Annotated in this window: 18 protein-coding genes, 1 tRNA gene, 3 rRNA genes and 1 pseudogene; 11 read left to right on the top strand and 12 right to left on the bottom strand. The window is 53.6% G+C overall.

Annotated features, from left to right (window positions below; genetic code table 11):
* The first annotated feature begins 7 nt into the window (after positions 1–7).
* From pyk to rrf, 5 genes are all read left to right on the top strand, one after another.
* On the top strand, positions 8–1,759 hold the full coding sequence (pyk, locus tag ACPLPM_RS13515; protein ID WP_424357297.1) for a pyruvate kinase: 1,752 nt from the start codon (positions 8–10) through the stop codon (positions 1,757–1,759).
* Between the two features lie 691 nt (positions 1,760–2,450).
* Positions 2,451–3,927, top strand: a 16S ribosomal RNA gene (locus tag ACPLPM_RS13510).
* 140 nt (positions 3,928–4,067) lie between these two features.
* Positions 4,068–4,140: transfer RNA gene (locus ACPLPM_RS13505), tRNA-Ala, on the top strand.
* 339 nt (positions 4,141–4,479) lie between these two features.
* Positions 4,480–7,405 (top strand): 23S ribosomal RNA (locus ACPLPM_RS13500).
* A gap of 193 nt (positions 7,406–7,598) precedes the next feature.
* Positions 7,599–7,719 (top strand): 5S ribosomal RNA (gene rrf, locus ACPLPM_RS13495).
* The 16S, 23S and 5S rRNA genes sit together here with 1 tRNA gene alongside, the layout of an rRNA operon.
* A gap of 103 nt (positions 7,720–7,822) precedes the next feature.
* Here rrf and ACPLPM_RS13490 read toward each other — a convergent pair.
* Positions 7,823–7,993 (bottom strand): Em GEA1 (EM1), encoded by a 171-nt coding sequence (locus tag ACPLPM_RS13490; protein WP_424357296.1) that lies wholly within the window; start codon positions 7,991–7,993, stop codon positions 7,823–7,825.
* Positions 7,994–8,148: 155 nt separating this feature from the next.
* Between ACPLPM_RS13490 and arcS the strand changes: the two genes are divergently transcribed.
* The 4 genes from arcS (at position 8,149) to ACPLPM_RS13470 (ending at position 12,095) form a co-directional block, all read left to right on the top strand.
* Positions 8,149–9,918: an archaeosine synthase subunit alpha gene (gene arcS, locus ACPLPM_RS13485; protein WP_424357295.1), complete on the top strand. Its 1,770-nt coding sequence runs from the start codon at positions 8,149–8,151 to the stop codon at positions 9,916–9,918.
* Positions 9,915–10,931, top strand: a complete 1,017-nt coding sequence (locus tag ACPLPM_RS13480) for an archaeosine biosynthesis radical SAM protein RaSEA (protein WP_424357294.1) — start codon at positions 9,915–9,917, stop codon at positions 10,929–10,931. The genes arcS and ACPLPM_RS13480 overlap by 4 nt, the downstream gene beginning before the upstream one ends.
* Before the next feature lie 233 nt (positions 10,932–11,164).
* Positions 11,165–11,668: an amino acid-binding protein gene (locus tag ACPLPM_RS13475; protein ID WP_424357293.1), complete on the top strand. Its 504-nt coding sequence runs from the start codon at positions 11,165–11,167 to the stop codon at positions 11,666–11,668.
* Between the two features lie 124 nt (positions 11,669–11,792).
* Entirely contained in the window at positions 11,793–12,095 is a 303-nt protein-coding gene (locus ACPLPM_RS13470; protein WP_424357292.1) for a hypothetical protein, read from the top strand.
* A 223-nt stretch (positions 12,096–12,318) separates the two neighbouring features.
* Here the strand turns inward: ACPLPM_RS13470 and ACPLPM_RS13465 are convergent.
* From ACPLPM_RS13465 to ACPLPM_RS13435, 7 genes and pseudogenes are all read right to left on the bottom strand, one after another.
* Positions 12,319–12,792, bottom strand: a pseudogene (locus ACPLPM_RS13465) (HDIG domain-containing metalloprotein); the annotation flags it as partial.
* A gap of 17 nt (positions 12,793–12,809) precedes the next feature.
* Positions 12,810–13,325, bottom strand: a complete 516-nt coding sequence (locus ACPLPM_RS13460; protein WP_424357291.1) for a transcription factor — start codon at positions 13,323–13,325, stop codon at positions 12,810–12,812.
* A 90-nt stretch (positions 13,326–13,415) separates the two neighbouring features.
* Complete coding sequence (locus ACPLPM_RS13455; RefSeq protein ID WP_424357290.1) at positions 13,416–14,510, bottom strand: ATP-grasp domain-containing protein; 1,095 nt, start codon at positions 14,508–14,510, stop codon at positions 13,416–13,418.
* Positions 14,482–15,018 carry a tRNA (cytidine(56)-2'-O)-methyltransferase gene (locus ACPLPM_RS13450; RefSeq protein WP_424357289.1) on the bottom strand — a complete coding sequence of 179 codons (537 nt, stop codon included), beginning with the start codon at positions 15,016–15,018 and terminating at the stop codon, positions 14,482–14,484. Before ACPLPM_RS13450 ends, ACPLPM_RS13455 begins: the two co-directional genes overlap by 29 nt.
* Before the next feature lie 82 nt (positions 15,019–15,100).
* Positions 15,101–15,382 (bottom strand): DNA-directed RNA polymerase subunit L, encoded by a 282-nt coding sequence (locus ACPLPM_RS13445; protein WP_424357288.1) that lies wholly within the window; start codon positions 15,380–15,382, stop codon positions 15,101–15,103.
* Between the two features lie 9 nt (positions 15,383–15,391).
* Positions 15,392–15,955, bottom strand: coding sequence for an exosome complex RNA-binding protein Csl4 (locus tag ACPLPM_RS13440; protein WP_424357287.1), 564 nt, complete (start codon positions 15,953–15,955; stop codon positions 15,392–15,394).
* The gene (locus ACPLPM_RS13435) at positions 15,948–16,622 is read right to left on the bottom strand and encodes an METTL5 family protein (RefSeq protein WP_424357286.1); all 675 of its coding nucleotides are present in this window, start codon (positions 16,620–16,622) and stop codon (positions 15,948–15,950) included. Before ACPLPM_RS13435 ends, ACPLPM_RS13440 begins: the two co-directional genes overlap by 8 nt.
* A gap of 370 nt (positions 16,623–16,992) precedes the next feature.
* On the opposite strand from ACPLPM_RS13435, the gene ACPLPM_RS13430 reads away from it, so the two are divergent.
* Complete coding sequence (locus ACPLPM_RS13430; RefSeq protein ID WP_424357285.1) at positions 16,993–17,502, top strand: protease inhibitor I42 family protein; 510 nt, start codon at positions 16,993–16,995, stop codon at positions 17,500–17,502.
* A gap of 2 nt (positions 17,503–17,504) precedes the next feature.
* Here the strand turns inward: ACPLPM_RS13430 and ACPLPM_RS13425 are convergent, their stop codons facing one another.
* From ACPLPM_RS13425 to ACPLPM_RS13410, 4 genes are all read right to left on the bottom strand, one after another.
* The gene (locus ACPLPM_RS13425) at positions 17,505–18,062 is read right to left on the bottom strand and encodes a hypothetical protein (RefSeq protein ID WP_424357284.1); all 558 of its coding nucleotides are present in this window, start codon (positions 18,060–18,062) and stop codon (positions 17,505–17,507) included.
* Positions 18,063–18,159: 97 nt separating this feature from the next.
* Complete coding sequence (locus tag ACPLPM_RS13420) at positions 18,160–18,996, bottom strand: RPA family protein (protein WP_424357283.1); 837 nt, start codon at positions 18,994–18,996, stop codon at positions 18,160–18,162.
* Positions 18,993–19,994: a single-stranded DNA-binding protein gene (locus ACPLPM_RS13415; RefSeq protein ID WP_424357282.1), complete on the bottom strand. Its 1,002-nt coding sequence runs from the start codon at positions 19,992–19,994 to the stop codon at positions 18,993–18,995. Before ACPLPM_RS13415 ends, ACPLPM_RS13420 begins: the two co-directional genes overlap by 4 nt.
* 115 nt (positions 19,995–20,109) lie before the next feature.
* The gene (locus tag ACPLPM_RS13410; RefSeq protein ID WP_424357281.1) at positions 20,110–20,520 is read right to left on the bottom strand and encodes a hypothetical protein; all 411 of its coding nucleotides are present in this window, start codon (positions 20,518–20,520) and stop codon (positions 20,110–20,112) included.
* Between the two features lie 138 nt (positions 20,521–20,658).
* On the opposite strand from ACPLPM_RS13410, the gene ACPLPM_RS13405 reads away from it, so the two are divergent.
* Positions 20,659–21,750 (top strand): carboxypeptidase regulatory-like domain-containing protein, encoded by a 1,092-nt coding sequence (locus tag ACPLPM_RS13405; protein WP_424357280.1) that lies wholly within the window; start codon positions 20,659–20,661, stop codon positions 21,748–21,750.
* Positions 21,751–21,874: the final 124 nt, after the last annotated feature.

Raw genomic sequence — 21,874 nt, 5'->3', positions numbered from 1 at the left:
CGGTGTTATGAGGAAGACCAAGATCGTTTGCACTATCGGCCCGGCGTGCGACAGCCAGGACATGCTGGAAAAACTGGCCGTCGCCGGAATGAACGTAGCCAGGCTGAACATGTCCCACGCAGATCACCAGCATACAGCCCAGACGATAAAAAATATTCGCATGGTCTCAGAGGCGATAGGCCGGCCGATCGGCATACTGATGGACCTGCAGGGCCCTAAAATCCGGATTGGCACCCTGCCGCAGCCGGCTGATCTGAAGCCGGGCGAGACCTTTACTCTGACCACCAGGGACGTCCCGGGAGACCACCGGGAAGTACATGTTCCCTTCAAGGAACTGCCCCAGTCGGTAAGCACCGGCCAGTGCCTGCTCCTGGACGACGGGCTGATCGAGCTCAAAGTGGACGCAGTGACCGAAACCGAAATCAGGACTAAAGTGGTCAGAGGGGGAGAGCTGAAATCCAAAAAAGGCATCAACCTGCCCCAGAGCACGATCAGGATTCCCTCGATCACCGAAAAAGATGTCAAAGACCTGGACTTCGGCATCGACCAGGAAGTAGACATGATAGCGATGTCCTTCGTCCGCAAGCCTGACGACGTCCTGGAACTGAGGAAAAAAATCGAAGACCGGGATGCCGAGATTCCGATCATTTCCAAGATAGAGAAGCACGAGGGCGTCAAGAACATCGACGGAATCCTGGACATCGTCGACGGCGTCATGGTAGCCCGGGGCGATCTTGGCATAGAAATTCCCATGGCAGAAGTGCCCATAGTCCAGAAGATGATCATATCCAAGTGTAACGCCCGGGGAATACCGGTGATCACGGCCACCCAGATGCTCGATTCGATGATCCGGAACCCTATACCGACCCGGGCAGAGGCGACGGACGTTGCCAACGCTGTCTTCGACGGCACTGACGCCCTGATGCTATCGGGAGAAACCGCCTTCGGCGAATACCCCCTGAAAGCGGTCGAAACCATGGCCAGGATAGCGAAGTACACCGAAGATTCTACTTACTACAAGCACGCCATTGCGGCGAAAGCCCCGAAACCTTCGCTATCGATGACGGATGCGGTAGCCTTAAGCACGACCGAGTCTGCGAGGGTGCTCAAAGCCCAGGCAATAATCACGGCTACGCAGACCGGCTACTCAGCCCGGAAAGTCTCCAGGTACCGGCCGCAGATGCCTATTCTGGCGGTGACCAACGATCCGAAAGTGGTGAGCAGGCTCACGCTTTCGTGGGCGGTCATACCGCTGCTAATCGGCAGCCCCCGAAATCTCGACGAGCTAATTCAGGACTCCGTCGATGCCTGTATGAAAAAGGGCTACATCAAGAATGGAGATCTTGTGGTGATCACCGCTGGTGTGCTGACGGGTATACCGGGCGGCACTAACATCATGAAGATTCACGTTGTGGCGAAGGAGCTTGCCAGAGGCATCGGGGTGGGCAAGGAGATCGTAAAAGGCACCGCTGTCGTTATCAAGTCTCCCTCTGATTTTAAGAACATCCGCAGCGGCAACATCGCTGTCATCAAAGAAGTCGACGTTGATCACATCGACGATGTAAAGCGGGCGCGTGCGATACTCTCAGAAGAAACTGGCCTGACCTCATATACTGCTATCATTGGCAGAGAGCTCAATATCCCTGTCGTGGTGGGCATAAAAAATGCTACGAGAATCTTCCAGGACGGGAGCAATATAACCGTAGACTCTGTACGAGGCCTGGTATATGAAGGTTCGATCAACCTGCCTGGTGAATAATACTAAGTGTGCACGGACGGGTGAGCTACTTACCCGTCTGAATTACCTATTACTGCCGTAATTTATTTATACCATGTGCGGTATTGAGATGTTCCGCACGAAACATGCTGGTAAACAGCCGGTTGGCGTGTGACAAAAAATGTCAGATTCCCATGATATATAGCGTATATCATGGTCGTTGTAATGCCTTAACTCGTTCATTCGAACAATGAACAAAAAGCTATAAATACTAAGTGTGGCATTATGATGTTCCGCACGAAACGTGCTGTGATACAGCGCTTGAGTGCGAGTTTGAATGGCATGATATAGTCGTATATCATGGTGCATATGCCCGTTGTTTTCGTTCGATGAATCGTCGAATGCAAAACTATATATACTAAGATGAGCATATGTGTGTTCCCGCGCAATGCGGGAAAATGATAACGTTCATGAGGAGCCAAGAGACGTACTCTTATAGGGTGTGGTCGTGGCTTTGATGTTGGTTGGTTGTTCGATATTTCCTTGGTTGGTGATACGTTGTTTGTGTCATCAAATCAAATGAAATGTCTGAATAGTAATTAGTGTGTGTACATGCACATGGTAAGTGTGTTGGTGTAACGTAACTAATTCCTTGAAATATATCCATGGATAGTTTAGACTTCTCTTTGGTTTGGATCTTTGCTTTGAATTAAAGCTCAGTTTAGTGTGCTGAATTCTGGTTGATCCTGCCAGAGGTCACTGCTATCGGTGTTCGATTAAGCCATGCGAGTCGAGAGGCGTCATGGCCTCGGCGTACTGCTCAGTAACACGTGGACAACCTGCCCAAAGGTCCGGGATAACCCCGGGAAACTGGGGATAATACCGGATAAATCAAGCCTACTGGAATTGGTGGTTTGGTTGAAACTTCCGGGGCCTTTGGATGGGTCTGCGGCGGATTAGGTTGTTGCCGGTGTAACGTACCGTCAAGCCTGTAATCCGTACGGGTTGTGGGAGCAAGAGCCCGGAGATGGATTCTGAGACACGAATCCAGGCCCTACGGGGCGCAGCAGGCGCGAAAACTCTACAATGCAGGCAACTGCGATAGGGGAACATCGAGTGATACTCATATTGGGTGTCTGTCCCATCGTCTAAAAAACGGTGGTTAGCAAGGGCCGGGCAAGACCGGTGCCAGCCGCCGCGGTAATACCGGCGGCTCGAGTGGTGGCCGATATTATTGAGTCTAAAGGGTCCGTAGCCGGCTTTGCAAGTCTTTTGGGAAATCCAGCGGCTTAACCGTTGGGCGGCCAGGGGATACTACATTGCTTGGGACTGGGAGAGGTAGGAGGTACTCAGGGGGTAGGAGTGAAATCCTGTAATCCTTTGGGGACCACCGGTGGCGAAGGCGTCCTACCAGAACAGGTCCGACGGTGAGGGACGAAAGCTAGGGGCACGAACCGGATTAGATACCCGGGTAGTCCTAGCCGTAAACGATGCTCGCTAGGTGTCACAACAATCGTGAATTGTTGTGGTGCCGTAGGGAAGCCGTGAAGCGAGCCACTTGGGAAGTACGACCGCAAGGTTGAAACTTAAAGGAATTGGCGGGGGAGCACCACAACGGGTGGAGCCTGCGGTTTAATTGGACTCAACGCCGGACAGCTTACCGGGATCGACAGTTGTATGAAGGCCAGGCTGAAGACCTTGCCGGACTAGCTGAGAGGAGGTGCATGGCCGCCGTCAGTTCGTACCGTGAGGCGTCCTGTTAAGTCAGGCAACGAGCGAGACCCATATCCACTGTTGCTAACACGCCCCGCAAGGGGTGGTGAGTACACGGTGGAGACCGCTGGCGCTAAGTCAGAGGAAGGAGTGGTCGACGGTAGGTCAGTATGCCCCGAATATCCCGGGCTACACGCGGGCTACAATGGACTGGACAATGGGTAACGACACCGAAAGGTGAGGTCAATCTCTTAAACCAGTTCTTAGTCCGGATTGAGGGCTGTAACTCGCCCTCATGAAGATGGAATCCGTAGTAATCGCATTTCAAAACAGTGCGGTGAATACGTCCCTGCTCCTTGCACACACCGCCCGTCAAACCACCCGAGTGGGGTTTGAATGAGGGCCTTTTTCATTGAAAGGCTCGAATTCATGCTCTGTAAGGGGGGTTAAGTCGTAACAAGGTAGCCGTAGGGGAATCTGCGGCTGGATCACCTCCTAACGACGTTCTCTTAGAGAACGATGATTACCCAACGGGTAATCGACAAGACGATTTATCACTAACCAGGGAGTCGATAAACAACCAATCAAACGTGTAATAATGCTTGCGGGAATACCCCTCAGGTAAAGCCTGCAAATGGGGCTTGTAGCTCAGTTGGAAGAGCGCCGCCTTTGCAAGGCGGAGGCCCTGGGTTCAAATCCCAGCAAGTCCATTACCCATCATGCGTAATACTTAAATAGTATGTGCGCCTTAAAGGGTGCTCGCAGTCGGGCGATAATAGGATCCGCTGCGATAATCGTATCATAAGTTCATATTCATCTAATAATCTCAGATGATCGATGCACCACCTATGAGTAATTCTTGGTGGGAAGGGTTGATGTCCATGAATAGGGGATCATAATAATAGATGGTCTTCATTCCAGTTTGTGGGCGATGAGGCTGTGTAAAGGAATTTTGCTCTGGACGCTGTATTGGAATGTAAACAGTACAAGCAAGTAATAATATTAACGTAGTTAACTGCGAAAAGAGATGAGATTCGGTAAACCGATTGTCTTTTGGCGTTGCTATGCCGTCTAGTGAATGGCTGGGCTCAAGAACCGAAGAAGGACGTGCCAAGCTGCGATAAGCCATGGGGAGGCGCAAGGAACCGTTGATCCGTGGATCTCCTAATAGGAACTCCTAACACTTTTTGTGTTGACCCGTAAGGGTTGGGAACGCCCTGAGTTGAAACATCTGCGTAGGGGCAGGAGAAGAAATCAAATTAGAGATGCTGTTAGTAACGGCGAGTGAACACAGCACAGCCTAAACTGAATCCCTTTCCGTAAGGAACTGGGAGATGTGGTGTTTTAAGCCCGCTTTTTAAACCGGCTCTGCATAAGACAAAGTCCCCTGGAACGGGGTACCATAGAGGGTGATAGTCCCGTTGTCGCTGCAGAGTGGTTGTAGCGTGTGCTTGAGTACCGTGGGTCGGAAATCTCGCGGGAATTGGGGGACACTTACCTCCAAGGCTAAACATATCTTGAGACCGATAGCGCAATAGTAGAGTGATCGAAAGCTGAAAAGCACCCTGAGAAGGGAGGTTAAAAGAGCCTGAAACGAGACGGCGATGGAGGGACAAGGCATGAAAGGATCTTCACACGGAAAGAAACAACCGCGAGGTTGCTGTATGACGTGTGTTGCCAGTGTTTTGTCGTACGTTTTGAAGAACGGGCCAAGGAGTGTACTCGAGTGGCGAGGCTAACTCAGTAGTGAGGAAGTCGAAGGGAAACCAACATGCTCGCAAGTAATGAGGAGCGACGTATACAAGTGCGTGGAGTCATTAGGGTACGACCCGAAACCAGGTGATCTAGACGTGGGCAGATTGAAGCGTAACGAAAGTTACGTGGAGGATCGTTAGGGGTTTTGACGTGCAAATCATTCCCGTGACCTACGCCTAGGGGTGAAAGTCCAATCGAACTTGGAAACAGCTGGTTCCTCCAGAAACATATCGAAGTATGACCTCACACGAGGTTGAAGGCCGAGTAGAGCACTGATTAAGGGAGCCGGGCGGGAAACTGCTCGTCCTTTTGTCAAACTCCAAAGCGGCTTTCGCCGTAGACTGTGGGCAGTCCGGGCTGGTGGGTAAGCTACTAGTCCGTAAGGGAGACAACCCAGACCTGGGTTAAGGTCCCTAATTGTAGACTAAGTGTAAACACTGAAGGGCGTCCCAAGCCCTAGACAACTGGGAGGTGAGCTTAGAAGCAGCTACCCTTTAAAAATAGCGTAACAGCTTACCAGTCGAGGTTTGGGGCCCCGAAAATGGACGGGGCTCAAGTCTACAACCGAGACCCAGGCGTACAGAAATGTAATCGCGTATGGAGGCGTTACCAGAGGGTGGAAGCAGGGTTGTAAAGTCCTGTGGACCTCTGGCAAACGAAAATCTTGGCATTAGTAGCAGCTTAGCAAGGTGAGAATCCTTGCCGCCGAAAGGGCCAGGTTTCCTCGGCAATGATCGTCAGCCGAGGGTTAGTCGGTCCTAAGATACACCTTAACCGGAGTGTGTCAAAAGGGAAACAGGTTAATATTCCTGTACTCTTGCATGCTAAAACCAACGCTTCAGGCTAACACTTGCACACTCGTCTGTGTGTTCAAGCTAATACCCCGGTGGAGAACCGTAATGGTGAGAAGCTGGGTAACATGTGATGACGTAAGAAGTGCCACGCCAGGAGCCCATGAAAAGGGAATGCAAGAACCGTACCGAGATCCGACACAGGTGCCCCTAGTTAAGAAGACTAAGGCGTGTCGGTTTACCGTGGCCAAGGGAATTCGGCAAATTAGCCCCGTAACTTCGGGATAAGGGGTGCCTGCCATGAAGATGGCAGGTCGCAGTGACGAGGGAGCGCTGACTGTCTAATAACAACATAGCTGATCGCCAAACCGTAAGGTCTAGTACGATCAGTGAATCCTGCCCAGTGCAGGTACCTGAAAACCTCGTTCAAGGGGAAGAAGGGCCTGTCAACGGCGGGGGTAACTATAACCCTCTTAAGGTAGCGTAGTACCTTGCCGCTTAATTGGCGGCTTGCATGAATGGATCAACGAGCGCTCTACTGTCCCTGGCCACGCGCCGGTGAACTTTACATCCTAGTGCAGAGTCTAGGGACCCCTAATGGGAAGTGAAGACCCCGTGGAGCTTTACTGCAACCTGTCGCTGGGTTGTGGTCCTGGATGTGCAGCGTAGGTAGGACCCGTCGAAGCCAAGGCGCTAGCCTTGGTGGAGGGAACCATGAGACACTACCCTTCTTGGGCTACGACCCTAACTCAGAGATGAGGACCCCGATAGGTGGGCAGTTTGGCTGGGGCGGCACGCCCGCGAAAAAATATCGAGGGCGCTCTAAGGTCAACTCAATCGAGTCAGAAACTCGACCGAGAGTGTAAGGGCATAAGTTGGCTTGACTGGCAACCGCATAATGAGGTTGGCAGAGACGAAAGTCGGACCTAACGAACCACTAAGCCTTCTAAGTGAGGGCTATTGATGTCAGAAAAGCTACCCCGGGGATAACAGAGTCGTCGCCGGCAAGAGTACATATCGACCCGGCGGCTTGCTACCTCGATGTCGGTTCTTTCCATCCTGGCAGTGCAGCAGCTGCCAAGGGTGAGGTTGTTCGCCTATTAAAGGAGATCGTGAGCTGGGTTTAGACCGTCGTGAGACAGGTCGGTTACTATCTGTTAGGGGTGCAAGAAAGTCTGAGGGGAAGTTGCTTTTAGTACGAGAGGAACAAGGCAACGGCGCCACTAGTCTACCAGTTGTCTGACAAGGCATCGCTGGGCAGCCACGCGCTAAGTTGTAAGGGCTGAAAGCATCTAAGCCCGAAAAACACCCTGAAAAGAGACTTTCATACGGACGCCAATAAAAGATTGGTTTGATAGAGTTGAGGTGTACGCACCAAGGTAACGAGGTGCTCAGCCTGCAACCACTAAACGTCCAACCCGCCAAAAAACAATCACCAAACAAAGATATTGTTACACGGGTCCCACACTCAAGCAAAACTACTCTAAAATATTATACTTGATGTAGTTTGCATTCCAAAGCGAAATCCAGAGCGAAACACGAACTTTACACAGAAACCATATTCAACCATAAGTTAATCAGTATTAGGCTGATAAACTCCTTTCATTGTCATGTTAGTGGGTTTTGGCGGCCATAGCACCAGTGTTCACCCGGTCCCATTCCGAACCCGGAAGTTAAGCCTGGTCACGTAGTATGCTGTACTAAGGTACGCGAGTCCCTGGGAACCATACCACGCTGCCAACCCACCAACAACACAACAAAAAACACTAGTTATTTCACTCTTACTTAAGCAATAGCAACAGCTATCACTTTTAAAAATCTAAGTTTTAAAATAGAGGCAGGAAGCCTACTTCTCCGTAGCTTCCTTACCCCTTTTGATTAATTCTCTTACTTTCTGGCCGCCTTTCTTGCCGATGCTCTCATAGTAGCCTTCACCATAGCGCTGCTTGGTGGTTTCGCCACCCTTCTTACCGGCTTCCTTCACGGTCATTTCGCCTTTGCTTCCCTTCTGTGCCATATGAAATTCACATGCGAATATTATAAAAATATTTAAATGTATGTTACCCATGGAAATAGCGAAAATGCGCTTGTTTATCAACTAATGCTGCAGCCACTTTCCAAAAAGTTATATTCGTTGTAACCCTATTGAAGGTTGAAACAGGGAGATAGAATTTGACCAGATTCTTCGAAGTCACCGCAAGAGATGGCCCTGCCAGGATAGGTAAAATGTTAGTAAGGGGTGGGCTAGAAACACCTTACTTATTATGTCCTGCAAAGGGTGAAGATCTCGTTGTCAATGGTGGCAATATGTGGGTTCACAGCTCCGCTTCAGGAACTGCAGAACAGTTTGTAGTACAGCCCTATGTGGGTCTGTCACCAAAAGTTAATCCTGATATCGTCAAGCTATATCAGCACCCCGATATTACTTCAGAGACTCCGGCTGCAGTAGTAGCGAACCCTGAAAAAGTGGTCTCAGGTGCTGACATGTACGTTATATCCGGAGTGCGCTCCATCGAGGGAGATTCCCGGTCACTTTTTCACAGCATCATTAATATCCGTAATTCCTCAAAGCCGGATACCGCCCTTTATGTGCCAGCATTGGCCACACCTGAAAACGTAGCTCTGTTAATATATCTCGGGGCCGACGTGGTCGACGATGTGTTCACTACGATCAAGGCCTACCAGGGCCTGTATTTGACACCGGATGGGGAGTATCCAGTTAAAGATCTGTCCGAACTGCCCTGTACCTGTGAAGCCTGTTCGAAACTTGCGGGCGGTGAAAAATCTGATCCCGAACTCCTTGCATCACATAACCGGGCAAAGCTCAGGGAAGAGATCAGCCGGGTCAAAATCCATATCCGGAACGGCATGCTACGCGAGTATGTGGAGAAACAGTGCAGGTCCAAGCCCTGGCTGACAGCCCTGATGAGGCTGGCTGACGCTGAATACAGCTATCTTGAGTCCCGCACTCCCACCTACCGGTCTTCCGAACTGCTGGCGTGCTCCGCCGAGTCCCAGAACCGGGTGGAAATCCGCAGGTTCGCAGATCGTGTAAGGCAGCGGTTCAGCTCTGACGGTAAAATCCTGCTTATCATTCCCTGCTCTGCGAGGAAGCCTTATTCGACATCGCAGTCTCACATGGCGATCATTAATGCGCTGGGCAAGTACCGCCGGTACGTCCGGGAAGTCATCCTGACGTCGCCCATGGGCGTGGTGCCCAGGGAACTGGAGCTGGTCTACCCGGCTGCACACTATGATGTGGCTGTTACGGGAGTATGGGACCTGGAGGAACGACACTGGGTTTCCGGCTGTCTCAGGGATTTCATCGATAACAACAACTTTGAGCGGGTGATCGCCCACGTCGAGGGCCCTTATGTAGAAGTCTGCGCCCAGGCGGACCGGGAAATGATCTTTACCAGCACCGGCAAGGTCAGCAGCGACGAATCCCTGCGGGCTCTGGTCGACCAGGTAAAGCTGGCGGTAGATGAGATCGCTCCCCCGTCGAGGAATTTCGAGCAGTACCTGCTGGACATGTTCCGGAAGATGGCCGACTACGAGTTCGGAAAGGGCCGGGGAGACCTGCTCGTGCCTCAGAAAGGCATCGTGAAAGGCAAGTTCCCAAGGATGACCCTGTTCGACGGCAGAGAGCAGCTGTGTACCATCAATCCGGCGTATGGCTCGCTGACTTTGACGCTCGAGGGAGCCAGGCGCATGAAAATGACGGATCAATATTATGTGGAGATCACCGACTTCTTGCCCAAAGGCAGCATCCTGGCGCCCGGTGTTGTCAACGCCGACCCGCAGATACGGCCCGGTGATGACGTCTTCATCATCGGGAAAAAGGCGACAGGCGTTGGCAGGGCGAAGATGAGCGGGAGAGAGATGGTTGAAGCCAGCCGTGGCATGGCTGTCGAATTAAAGCACGTGGAGCCGGTAAAATGACGCTAAGCGACATCATGAAAGAGCAGCGGAAAAGGCAGAAGATCAACGAAAAATCTCCGACAGAGGTCGCCGCTTTCTGGACCGGGGAAGATCTGCTGGACGGCGTGCCGACGAAGTCTCACACTATCATCTTCCAGACCCGGGGATGCTACTGGGGCCTCAGAGGCGGCTGCACTATGTGCGGCTATATCGCCGACGCAGCAGCCAGGCCTCCGACCTCGGAGGATCTTCTGACGCAGTTCGAGTCGGTCTCGCACCGGATAGATCACGGCATTGTCAAGATATTCACCTCTGGCAGCTTTTTCGACCCTGGAGAGGTACCTGAGCCTGTCCGGGATAAAATCCTCTCTGAGCTGAATCTATACGCTGATAAGGTCATTGTGGAGACAAGGCCTGAGTTCGTGACCGATAAGATCGTCTCTGCCGCAAAAATGCACGTTGATCGGCTGGAGATCGCCACCGGCCTGGAGACGTCGAATGACGCCATCCGGCTGAACAGTATAAATAAAGGTTTCCTGTTCAAGGACTTTGTCCGGGCGGCAGAAGTAGCGAAAGCTCACGGCCTCACTACCAAGGCATATCTCATGATGAAGCCGCCTTTCCTGACTGAAAAGGATGCGCTCGAGGATATGGTACAGTCTGTACTCGACGCCTCTAAGTATGCGGAGACCATCTCGATCAATCTTTGCAATGTTCAGCGGGGCACGCTGGTAGATGAGCTGTTCTACCGCAAGGCATACAGGCCACCCTGGCTGTGGAGCATCGTCGAAGTATTCAAGCGGGTGCACAATAAAACGAACTCTGTGATCACCTCCGACCCGCTGGCTGCCGGTCAGAACCGGGGACCCCATAACTGCGGCAAGTGCGACTACGAGTTTGCGGACGCCATCAGAAAGTATTCGCTGACCCAGGACATCGCCGTGCTGAACCAGCTGAACTGCGACTGCAAGGCGCTGTGGCAGAAAACGCTGGAACTGGAAAACTGGACTTTCGGGTCTCCTCTGGTGTATTGATGATAAACGCGTACGCTGCGCTTTAACACGGAGGACACGAAGGACCCCAAGGACACGAAGGTCTAGTAAGGACACAAAGGAGTCGTGTTGTTCAAGGGTACATCCTTCGTGTCCTTGAATAGCCTTCGTGTCCTCCGTGACCTTAGTGCCCTTTGTGTTAAGGCACAGCGCAGCGTAGGTTAGTATCTAATATCATTATGCTTATTACCTATGCGCTGTAATTAGTCTGTGGTATGTGGAGCGAAATCGTCGATAAGTTCAAGGGTATGCCCTCGCAGGAGAAGGTTGTCCGCCTCCTGCTGGAGCGGGGCTTTCAGGTCAACGCCGAAGGCCACGTAGTCTCGGGCAAGATCGATATCCCGCACACTCAGATCGCTAAAGATGCGGGCGTCGATCGCCGGGTGGTCGATGCCACGACGGAGATGATCCTGAAGGACGACACGCTGCGCCGGGTCTTCCAGAACATCCGCTCGATCGCTTCGCTGAAAGATGTAGCTCCGCTCCTGGGGCTCGGAGTCATTATCATACGCGTTGATAACGCGCAGAATGTGGGCATTATCAATGAAGTTACCACCGTAGTAGCCCGCTATAAGTTGAGTATTCGACAGGCGGTCACGGACGACCCGTTCTTCACGGACGACCCTGCTATGACTCTTATCACGAGCGATCCGATTCCCGGTGAGATGGTCAGCGATCTAAAGAAGCTGAGAGGCATCAGAAGCGTCACTATCCAGTAGGTTGCAGGCCAGATGCCTGTGCTTCCCGGCTGTGACATCCATATCTGCGGACTTTTCTCTTTCTACACTAAAATAGTGCCGTGAACTTTTATGCTGTGGCTGATCAACTGTGATCTGGATACGTATGCCCGGAAGACTTGAAGAGATCGGAAAGATAAACGTGCAGATCACAAAGTCATCATCGCCTGATCAGCCGACCGGAGAGAGCCGCTTCGACGTCAGGGATGAGATTGTCGAGAGGATCCGGAGAATCGCCGGCAAGGATAGCATCAAGCGAATCGTGCCGATCCAGAGTGAGGGGGATCGCAAGACGCAGGATATCAACTTCGACATGGAAGAGGCTTCCTATCTTGCCACAATAACCTATAATAACGCCCTGACAGAAGGCTGGGTATCCGATCTGAAGAAATACCCGAAGAAGTGCTGACCGCCTGGAAACTTTGGGCGGGCGAGATCAGTCAGCCTGGCGGACGAATAGTCACTTTTTTCAGGCGCCTGGCAGCCTTTGCCGCATCGCGGCCGAAAAGGGCGAGTTTATAGTTGCCTTTGTCAGCAGTCTTTTTATACAGGACATCCATGTCGCCGATTACCTCTTCGATTCGTTCCTCGGCGCACACTTGGCCGCTTAGTGATACTTCTACTGGCCTGAACACCTCATACTGCAACTGGATCAGCCTCTTGACGCCCTCAGGCGTCCACTTTTCCTCTGCCGTGGCAATGGCCTCGTGGATAGAAATCCGGTCTTTGCTGCCGATCAGGTTGTCCGCCTGGCAGACGATCTTCTCCTCGATCGTCTTCGGGATGTAGTCGCCGGGCGGCAGCCCGAGGCTTTCTGCATCTTCTCTGGTTAAGCCTGCGCCTACATGTCTTTCGGCGATCCTGACGATCCTCTCCTCCACGCCTTCCCGCCGAAGAATCGCGGCGCCGACGATGGCGTGATCAATATTGTGAGTCCTGGACCTGCCGATATCGTGTAAAAGAGAGCCGGCTTCGACCAGCTCCCGGTCGCAGTCGTTCTGGTCAGCCAGCTCCAGAGCGTAGTCTCTGACCGCTTTGACGTGATCGATTACGCTGTCGCTGGCTCCGTACTTTTTCAAAAGGGCTAACGCTTCTTCAGGCTTCATCGCTTTAGCGATCGTCATCACTGCACGAGGATCTTTTTCAGGTCGTCGATCCGGTTCCGCAGCGCCTGTTTTTCGTCTGTATTGTCGTAGTGCATCAGCGGGGTCTCGTCGACGGGGCACGTGAAGTTGGTCTCCATGGCGTAGTCAAAGAGAATCCTGTGGGGCGCGTCTTCCTGGCAGATGTAGAACTCGTTGCTCTCAAATTCGAGCCGCCTCTCCAGCTTCTTGATGAGCTTCCGGGCCTCGTTCCTGAGCATGTGCACCGAGTTGTCCAGGTCAAGCTTCCATAAATAGGTCAGCCAGCCACTGTCCTTGTCCCTTTCCCTGCGGTACATGGCAAGGTGGTTTTCATAGAGGATATACAGTGTTTTTCGCACCAGGTTCAGGTTGATGCCGCTGAGCTGGGCTACCTGCTCGTCCGTGACCTCCTGGTCCGGGACTTTCTCGATCATCTTTTCGACCACTGCCATGCCTTCGTCGCCGACGAGCTTGTGGATGTAGCCTCTTACTGCTTTGTTATCCAGAGCTGACACAATTTCACCTTAAATAAGATAGATAGTTAGAAAGATGGAAATTTTTGCTATAGTATAATCCCAATATACAGATATAAAAGTTATCTGCGGTCAAACTCGCTGTATGCCCTTCCTGACTCGCCTGACCGTGTCTCTGACACAGGCCGAGGCTTCGCCCCGTGTTTTACCGGTGCAGTTGATAGAAACCAGTGCACAGTCTTTGTCGTACACCGTACCAACCGGTGGGATGTCTGCAGTCTGCGGGCTTGAAAGGTCCCGCACCACCTTTGTTTTCCAGCTGGTAAACAGGATGGCTCTGTAGCCGAACTGTTTGATCTTGAAGGGCCTGAGCTTACCGTTTATGGCATCGACGTGCGCCTGGAACATGTTCTCTCCCGTAGCCATCTCCACTGCGTCGAGGCTGCCCTGGAACCTGGCGTTGATCTCCAGTACTTTCGGGCCGTCCTTGTTAACTATGAAGTCGATGCCGTTGGTGCCTACCAGGCCGAGAGCGGGGATCAGCTTCCGGGCGATGTCGCACATCTGGTCCTTGAACCTGGTGAGATACGGTGTCACGTTGCCGCAGTAAGTGTAGCTGTGCTGTACTCCCAGCCACTTCTTTCCCACGAGGATCTCGTTTACTGAGACTGGCATCGCCTCCGAGCCCGTCGACAGCGTGCAAACGCTGAGTGGCATACCTGTGACAAGCTCCTGCAGGAAATACTCATCTTCAGGCGGAAGCATCGACTCGTCCAGCACCTTATAGTTCTTATGGCCTCCGCCTCCCACGATCGGCTTGGCTATGCAGGGGTACCTGACGTTATCCCGGTCGTAAATCTCAGGCTGGGGAATGCCCAGCTCATCGAGCTTCTTTGCCAGCCATACTTTGTCGCCGACGTCCCGGGCGATCTTCGGGTCGTTACCCAGCACCATCGAGGCGGGCACGTCCGCATCTTCAAACCCTGCCCCCAGGACTACCTTGTCGACGTCGAACTTTTTAAGAAAAGGCAGGATGCTCTCGGGTTGATCTTCGAACCTGATGCTGTTCTCCACGCACTGGAGCAGGTCCAGGTCTTCATAGTGGCCCAGTGAATAGACTTTATACCCTGCACGCCTGGCTGAACAGGCCGCAACGCGGGAGTTGTACCCTACGACCAGGACAGAGCCCTTGTCCGGCCTACTTGTTTTTGACGACCGATTTGCCATGTTCACTAGGTATTATCTTTAGTTCTCCGCCCTTAAACTCATGCATGAGAGACTTGCCTTCCTGCAGCTTATCCATAAACAGGGCGAGAGCGGCAATCTCCGAGTGCGGCTGGTTGCCGACGGCCACGTTGAAGTCAGCCAGCCCGTAGATGTCGCCGGGCACCTTTTCCGCTCCGACGATGATCATTATACCTCTGCCCGCGAACTGCTCCTGGATCGATGGGAGGCATTCCGGCAGGTTGATGCCGTACATGGTCAGGTGTACGACAAAGCCGCCCTTTTCTTTCCACTGCCTGATCTCAGACCTGTAGCTGACTCCTACTTTAACCCAGAAGTCGCCGCCCCACGCCGCATCCACACGCTCGATACTCTCGGCGACGGATTTGTCGTCCGCAGTCAAAAGCATGCCTTTTGCGCCGAGAGCCCGGGCAGTGAGGCCGACATGGGTTGTGACTCTGGCATCACGTTCGGGTCTATGACCAAGACGTAGTATAATAATTTCTTGCATTTTTTGCACCTGATAAAAAGAAATTTTGTTTGGCGGTATGCAGGTTTTGTTCTGCAACCGCGCACAAGCACAGGCCGAAGGCCTAAGCCTTAGCCTTCTTCCCAAATGCTTTTAAGAAGTCGTCGCACTCGTCAGCCAGCTTTTTGGTGGCGACCTTGATGGCATCGATGGGATCTTCGCTCTTGTCGGTCTTGACGAAGAGGACGGGGTCGCTGATGCCCGGGAACTCGATGTCGTAGGTGGCGACTTTTACTGCCTTGTCTTCGAGCAGGCAGGACTTGAGGGCGTTCATCATCGTGTGGGACTCGCCCTTGATCTCGACGCGAATTTCTGTGTCAGATTTGTTGAGGATCTTGATTTCCATATGATCACCTTATATGATACCCTTGCCGTAGTCGGACGACAGTTTCCGGGTTTCCCGCCTCTCGCAGTGGGGGCATTTTAGCTTGCCGTTATCGAACTTGAGGGGAACCCTGCACCTGGAGCACATGGACGTCAGCACGCCCAGGCTCTTGTCGACCGTGGAGAGCCGCATGTTCTTGGTGTCGATGACTTTAGCCTTGACGATGTCCTGGTACCCGAATTCCTGGGCCAGGTCCTGGACATAAGAGTCCTTTACGTTGGAAATGTGGATTGCAGCCGAAGTGTTGCCCGCAATCTCCCGGTCCAGGCTGCCCTTGATCCTCGAAAGCTCGACGAGGGCTACCGAACCCTTGATGTCGGTCACCCTGCCGATCACGATGTCGCCTTCTTTAGGGACAGGCGGTGCGTGGATGGCCGGCTCGATGTAGACAGATCTCTCCTTCTTGTTGATCGCGATCTTCCCGGTGATGTCGGCGTAGATATTCCCGTTCTCCTCGTACGTTCCGCTGCCTGGCAGGTATTCTTCAGATGTGCCTACCAGATCGCCGGGCACGACAAAATCATTCTCAGTCAATGATATTCTCTCCTTTCACTTCTGCTTCTATCCTGTACAGCTCAACATCTATGAGCGCCAGTTCCTTTTTATGGAAGCTATATGTGTGTCGCATGGGAAACTTGAGCTCGACTACATTCGTCACGGCTCCCCTGCCCTCGATGTAGCTCTCGATAAAACTGCTAGAACCTGCGTTGTGTATCGAGTAAACCACTCGCCCTACTTCCAGGGCTTTATCCAGAAAGGGCCTGTCGTTTCCTTTTTCCTGCGCCCCGAACGGCGGATTCATGACCACCGTGTCAAAACGGCCGCCGGCGTTCAAGACGACGGCAACGTCAGGGACGTTGACGAGGTCCCTGATGTCGCAGCGGACCCAGTCCACGTCCGTCCCGAGCGATATTGCATTCGCTCTCGCGACTTCCAACGCCCTATTATCACTGTCAATGCCTATAACCTTTTGCGTGGAGTCCAGGCCGGCGTCGTCCTTCAGAATCCTGGCACCGATCGCCAGCATACCTGTTCCGCAGCCGAGGTCTATCACGCTCCCGTCCAGATCGCCGTTCATGAAGGCGAAATACAGGAGATCGGCGGCTACGACCGCAGGGGTGGCATACTGCTCCTTCGTGACGTCCGGGCGATCGAATCCCCGCACCTGTTCCAGGAGCATTTCTAGCTTTCTCTTCTTCATGGCTTCCGCGGTAATCTCTGGGGTTTAAGTATTTTTAATTTCCTGATGGTAATAAGTGAACGTGTCGTATCTGGCGTACGCTGCGCTGTGACCGACTGGAAGCAGTCCCTTGCATATTAAACACTAAGGACACGAAGGTCACGGAGGTCACAAAGGTCTTTTAAGGTCACAAAGGGGTCGTGTCAAAGGGCATATCCCTTTGTGACCTTGATTAGCCTTCGTGTCCTCCGTGACCTTGGTGCCCTTAGTGTTAAGGCACAGCGCAGCGTACACAGCAGGTATCTCTGATCGCGGTTTCACCGGCCATTGCTTCAAAGCCACGGGCTAAAGTGCGCGAACGGTTAACGCTCCGCTCACCTTAATGCCTGTTATGAGGTACTCGTCGGTGTTTCTGGTGGTGATGAGCCTGTGCTTTGCGGCAGTGGTGGCAGCGACGGCTTCGGGGGCGCTGCTGCCTGACAAGACTTACGGGGCGGATGCTGACGGGACTACTGTCTCGCTAAAGAAAGGCGAAGCGTTGCGGGTGAGCCTGCCGGAGAACCCGTCCACCGGCTACTCGTGGGACCTCTCTCTTTCAGACGGGCTGTACCTGGTGAGCGACAGGTACGTGGCAGATGATACTGGCATCAGGCGGGTGGGTGCCGGAGGTATTCACACCTGGGATATCCGGGCAACTGGCATCGGCACCCAGCAGATCAACGCGGTTTACAGGCGGCCCTGGGAAGCGAACGTCGCTCCTGAAAAGACTTTCACGCTCAACGTCAGGGTGACCGGGGGCGGAGGCCTGAGGTCATCGGACAACGACGGCCGGTGGCGCCTGCCTCAGATGTTCCGGTTTTCGCTGGATAAGTTTCCACCGGCGATGCTGATGGTGAACTGAACTTACAACTCCTTCAGCTTGCTGACGTAGCTGAAGCGATCATCCATCGGTATGTGGAGCATGGCAATAGTCCTGATCTCCATGACCAGGTCCCGCTGCACTTTAGCCTCGATGTAGGGTACGATATCTCCCGAACTGCTCTTGTCCGCTTCCATCTCCCGGAAGGCCCTGGGCATATACGTATGGGCATAGCTCCGGATGTCGACGAACGCCCTGTCCACTATGAGCCTCGCGTTCAGCGCCACGTAGTCGGCCATCCTGATCTCGGCCGGCGTAGCTGCCTTTTTTAGGTCGATGCCGACCAGGCACAGCTCTGGCGTGGCCACACCCTCGCTCTTCAGGGCTTTCTCAAACTCCGAGTAGACCCGCATGGCAATGGCTTTCAAAAAATTGTCATAAGTTTTCTTGTCCACGATCGGCTCCAGCTTCAGCTCGTAGTGTGCAAGCTGCTCGCTGCCGGAGTTATCGGGCATCGCCGGCTCCTCAAACTTAAGTATCGTCTGGGCGGCAGGTTTTTTCAAATGCTTTGTCGAATGGTGCTTCTTGACAGGCACAACCATTCCTCCCTTTACCGTAGGCTAGTTGAACTGTTCCTGCTTAAGAGCTTTGTCGTGCTTCAAAAAAGTGAATCTGATAGGCCAGGTTTCCGGGTAGTGGTCACGCCAGCTTAAGCATCCCGATCTTCGGCTCGTAGCACTGTCCTTTGCTCATGAGCTCATTGATCACCTGCTCGACCGAATCCTCGCCGACGCCCGAGTTTTCCATCTCTGCGAGCAGTATCTTGTAGCTTGCGCCGTCGCCCGCATCGAGCCTGGCTATGGTTTTGAGAATGACATCTCCGAGGTCAGCCTTTGGCTCTGCGGGCTGCTCCGGCTCGATCATAGTCGAGAGCGCATTCGTGACCATCTGTTTATAGGCTTCCAGCGTATTCCGGGTGACGCCGTAGTGGTCTATGGCTTTAGACACGCCTGCGCCATCCTCTGTGTGACGGATGAGGTGCCAGGTCAGCTCTTCGCCCCTGAGGCCGCTGGCCAGCGCCTTTTCCATGACGGCGATACGGTCAAGCGTCAGCTTCGCGGTGTGGCAGGTCCACCTGTCCCGGACATTGCGGTCGATGACGTTGACGTCCTCCGGCCTGATGGACGTATAGTGAGCTCCGGGCTCGGGGCTGAAGATTCTTGCCTTGCCGGCTACAGCGACGTATGCCGGTGTCTCTAACCCGGAGAGGAAGGTCGCTATTTCCTGCTGGTACTGACCGGCGTAAATGGTAAACGCTCCCGTCGGGTCGGCCAGCCTCGCCCGGTACAGGACCTGTCCGGCACTCCCGATGTTCTCGACTTCGGTCAGGACGCCGACCGCGAATATCCGGTTGCACATGGCGCCAGTCGGAGTGATCACGAAGTTCGGAGCCCGATCTGTGTGCTCTCCGTACTGCAGGCTGGCATCGTTGAACTCCCTGGCGAAAACCCTGCGGGCTGTCTCCCTGTCCGTCACTTGATCTCCCCCAGCAGCTGTCTTGCCATCTCTGCGGAGCTGTCTGTCGGCCATACTGCCTCGGCAGCTACGAAGATCATGCCGAAATCCCCGCTCGTGACATTACCCCTGACAAGCAGCGGTTTCCCGATGATGCCTGCACTGATAAGCCCCGCAGCCCGGTCGGGCTCGGCTCGTAAGTCTTCCAGGCTCATCCCGATCAGGTTTTCCGTAAGTATCCTGTCCAGGACGCAGATCATTGATCCGGTGCCATCGTCTATGACGGCTTTGATTCGCAGGTCTGGTATGCCTTCCAGCCTGCCGTGGGCTCTGCACTGGCCTTTCTGCATGACTCTGCTGCAGGTCGGGCACCGCTCGATAAGCCCCGAGCCGGGACGAAGCGAGAGTACGTCGCCTTCTGTTTCGACGTCGTAGGCCCCGTCAGTACTGCATAGCTCCTTCAGCGAGCGCCGGCTTCTCACGTAGGCCGGAATATCGCCTTCGTACGCTTCCAGCACGGTCTTTTCGTTGATGTTGATGCCCGGCATGCCGTGGAAGCTCTTGACATAAACGTCCCTGGCCACGATGGACTTGACTTTGAAGATGTCCGGGATGTCTGCCCAGGCAGTAAAATGTAGTCTGGCCGTGCTGTCCTCCAGCATGCCGCTGATGACCGCTGCAGTGCCTCTCGGCGTCGAGATCTCCCGGTACTCGGGATCGATGACGTTGCCGATCACCGTTATGCCGGCGTCTCCCACCCGCAGGTCTTTGAGGGGCCGGGGCGGCTCTTCGGGTACCGGATTGAGCCCGGGAGGTACAATAGTTTCCTCCGCTACACGCCTTACCCCCCTGCCGGCCGACAGCGATCGCTTATGCTTCTTGAGCAGCGATCTTTTAGCCTCTTCCGGGGGAACCTTGTACTCGATAATAAGAAGCGTCAACTCACGCTGAAGGGTTTCCCGATCTACTCCAAGCGCCCGGCTTAGCTCGTCTGCGATGGGCGCGATAGCATCATCCATGCGGTTCACCTGTGCTACACCTGAGCGTAGCAGTTTAGGAAAAGTTGTCGTACCCTAATTAAATATTTATCGTTGTCCGGGCCATGGGATGGTCCGGATCATATGATTGTCAGAATCAGCGCACGATCCGCAGATACCGGAGCAGCTGGAAGGTGTTGAACGCGAAAAAGCCTATAAGCAGGGCCAGGTATGCCAGCTCCAGAGTCTCCAGCGTCCCTTTTGAGGTCAGGTTGTAGATTTCGTAGCCCACGTAAAACTGCAGGACAACTCCTGCTGCCATGATGATGAAGTAAAGAAGACCCCTGTTCATACCCTGCTGGCCGTCGTTCTTGTTATACTTGTCGATGATCTTGCGCTGCTCTTCGGTCAGGTTAAGGGTCTTGATGTACGCCTCGAGCTCCTCGCAGTCCAGCTCATCCTCCACCTTCGTCGTGTGGATGCCCATTCTCCGCAGGTTGATCTCGTCTACTTTCCTGTTGATCAGCTCTATCTTGGCGATAGTATCCGGATCGTACCTCTCTCCCATGGCGGTCAATTATGATAACAGGGTGAGCTGATAAATACCTTCCTGTTTATGCCCATAACTGGCGATAAACTGGCTATGATTTACCGATTGTGAGAGAAGGTCTATATATACTGAAGCTTTTTATAAACTTGTGATTTCATGAGGGCCAGAATATTATTCGTTTGCTCGATAATCGCGCTCACTATCATCGTCATGTTCGCCAGCCCGTCGCTGGCGGAAACTGCGAAAATCAGCTCGGTCTCGGGGCAGGTCACCGACGCCAATGGCGCACCTTTACCCAACGCGACCGTCTCGCTGGTAGACGCCTCGTACCTGGAGATCGCCCGCACGATCAGCGACAGTAACGGCTCTTTCGTGTTCCGCAGTGCCGACGACCGGGGTACGGGCTACGTCAAGGTGATCGTATCCTACGTCGAGGACGGCAAGGCGTACAATCTCACCAGAACTCCTGCCACGTGGTATCCTGCTAACCCTGGCAATATCCAGATTAGCCCCGAAGAAACCCGCCTGGCAAACTATCCTCCGCTTCCGGAAAGCACCCGCCCTGTGCAGGTTTTCACTGTCGAGGGCCAGGCCATCGATGCCAACGGTAAGCCCCTGCCCGGCGCAGAGGTCCACCTGTACGACGGCATCTACAAAGAGATCGGCGTGACCACCTCCGACGAGAACGGCAACTTCCGCTTTGTTAACGCATCGGCCGCAGCCCCCGGCTGCAAGGTCCAGGTGTTTTACCGGACGGACGGAAAGGTGTACAATACTCACCTGCAAAACGTGTTGTGGTACCCGACCGACATCGAAATCGTCAAGATCAACTCCGGGGATACAACAATATACGATTACCCCGAGGCTGAAACCGGCTACGTCTGGGGCGTCATCACAGATGGCACCGGGCGGGCGCTGAGCGGCGAAGTCTACCTCTCCGGCCAGGGCCGGCAGCTGACCATCCAGACCTCTGGCGCCGCCGGGTACGGCCCGTCGTTCATATCGGCGGTTCCAGTCGGCGAGTATACTGTATATGCGGTACACAAGGGGGACAACGGCAGCATGAAGTCGAAGCCAGTCAGCATCAAGGTCAACCCCTCCCGCAACTACCTCGACTACTCCTCGCTGACGCTGGTCGCCGACCAGCCGGTGCCGCCCGAGGACATCAAGCCGACCGCCCTGATCATAGCGCTGGTGCTCGGCGGCCTGCTCCTCTGCGGTAAGTGGTATGGGCTGAGAAGGCTGTAAGGGCCTTCTCTGCCCACTCATTTTTTTACTGTTTCAGTACGATATACGTCAGATAAAATTTCTTGTAAATATCGGCGCCAGGCCGCCTTGTTCTTAGTTCGCAAAGGCGCAAAGGCGCAGCGAC

Origin of the sequence: Methanocella sp. MCL-LM, from assembly GCF_049676595.1 — an archaeon.
Classification (GTDB): domain Archaea; phylum Halobacteriota; class Methanocellia; order Methanocellales; family Methanocellaceae; genus Methanocella_A.
This window is presented reverse-complemented; position numbering and strand designations above follow the sequence as displayed.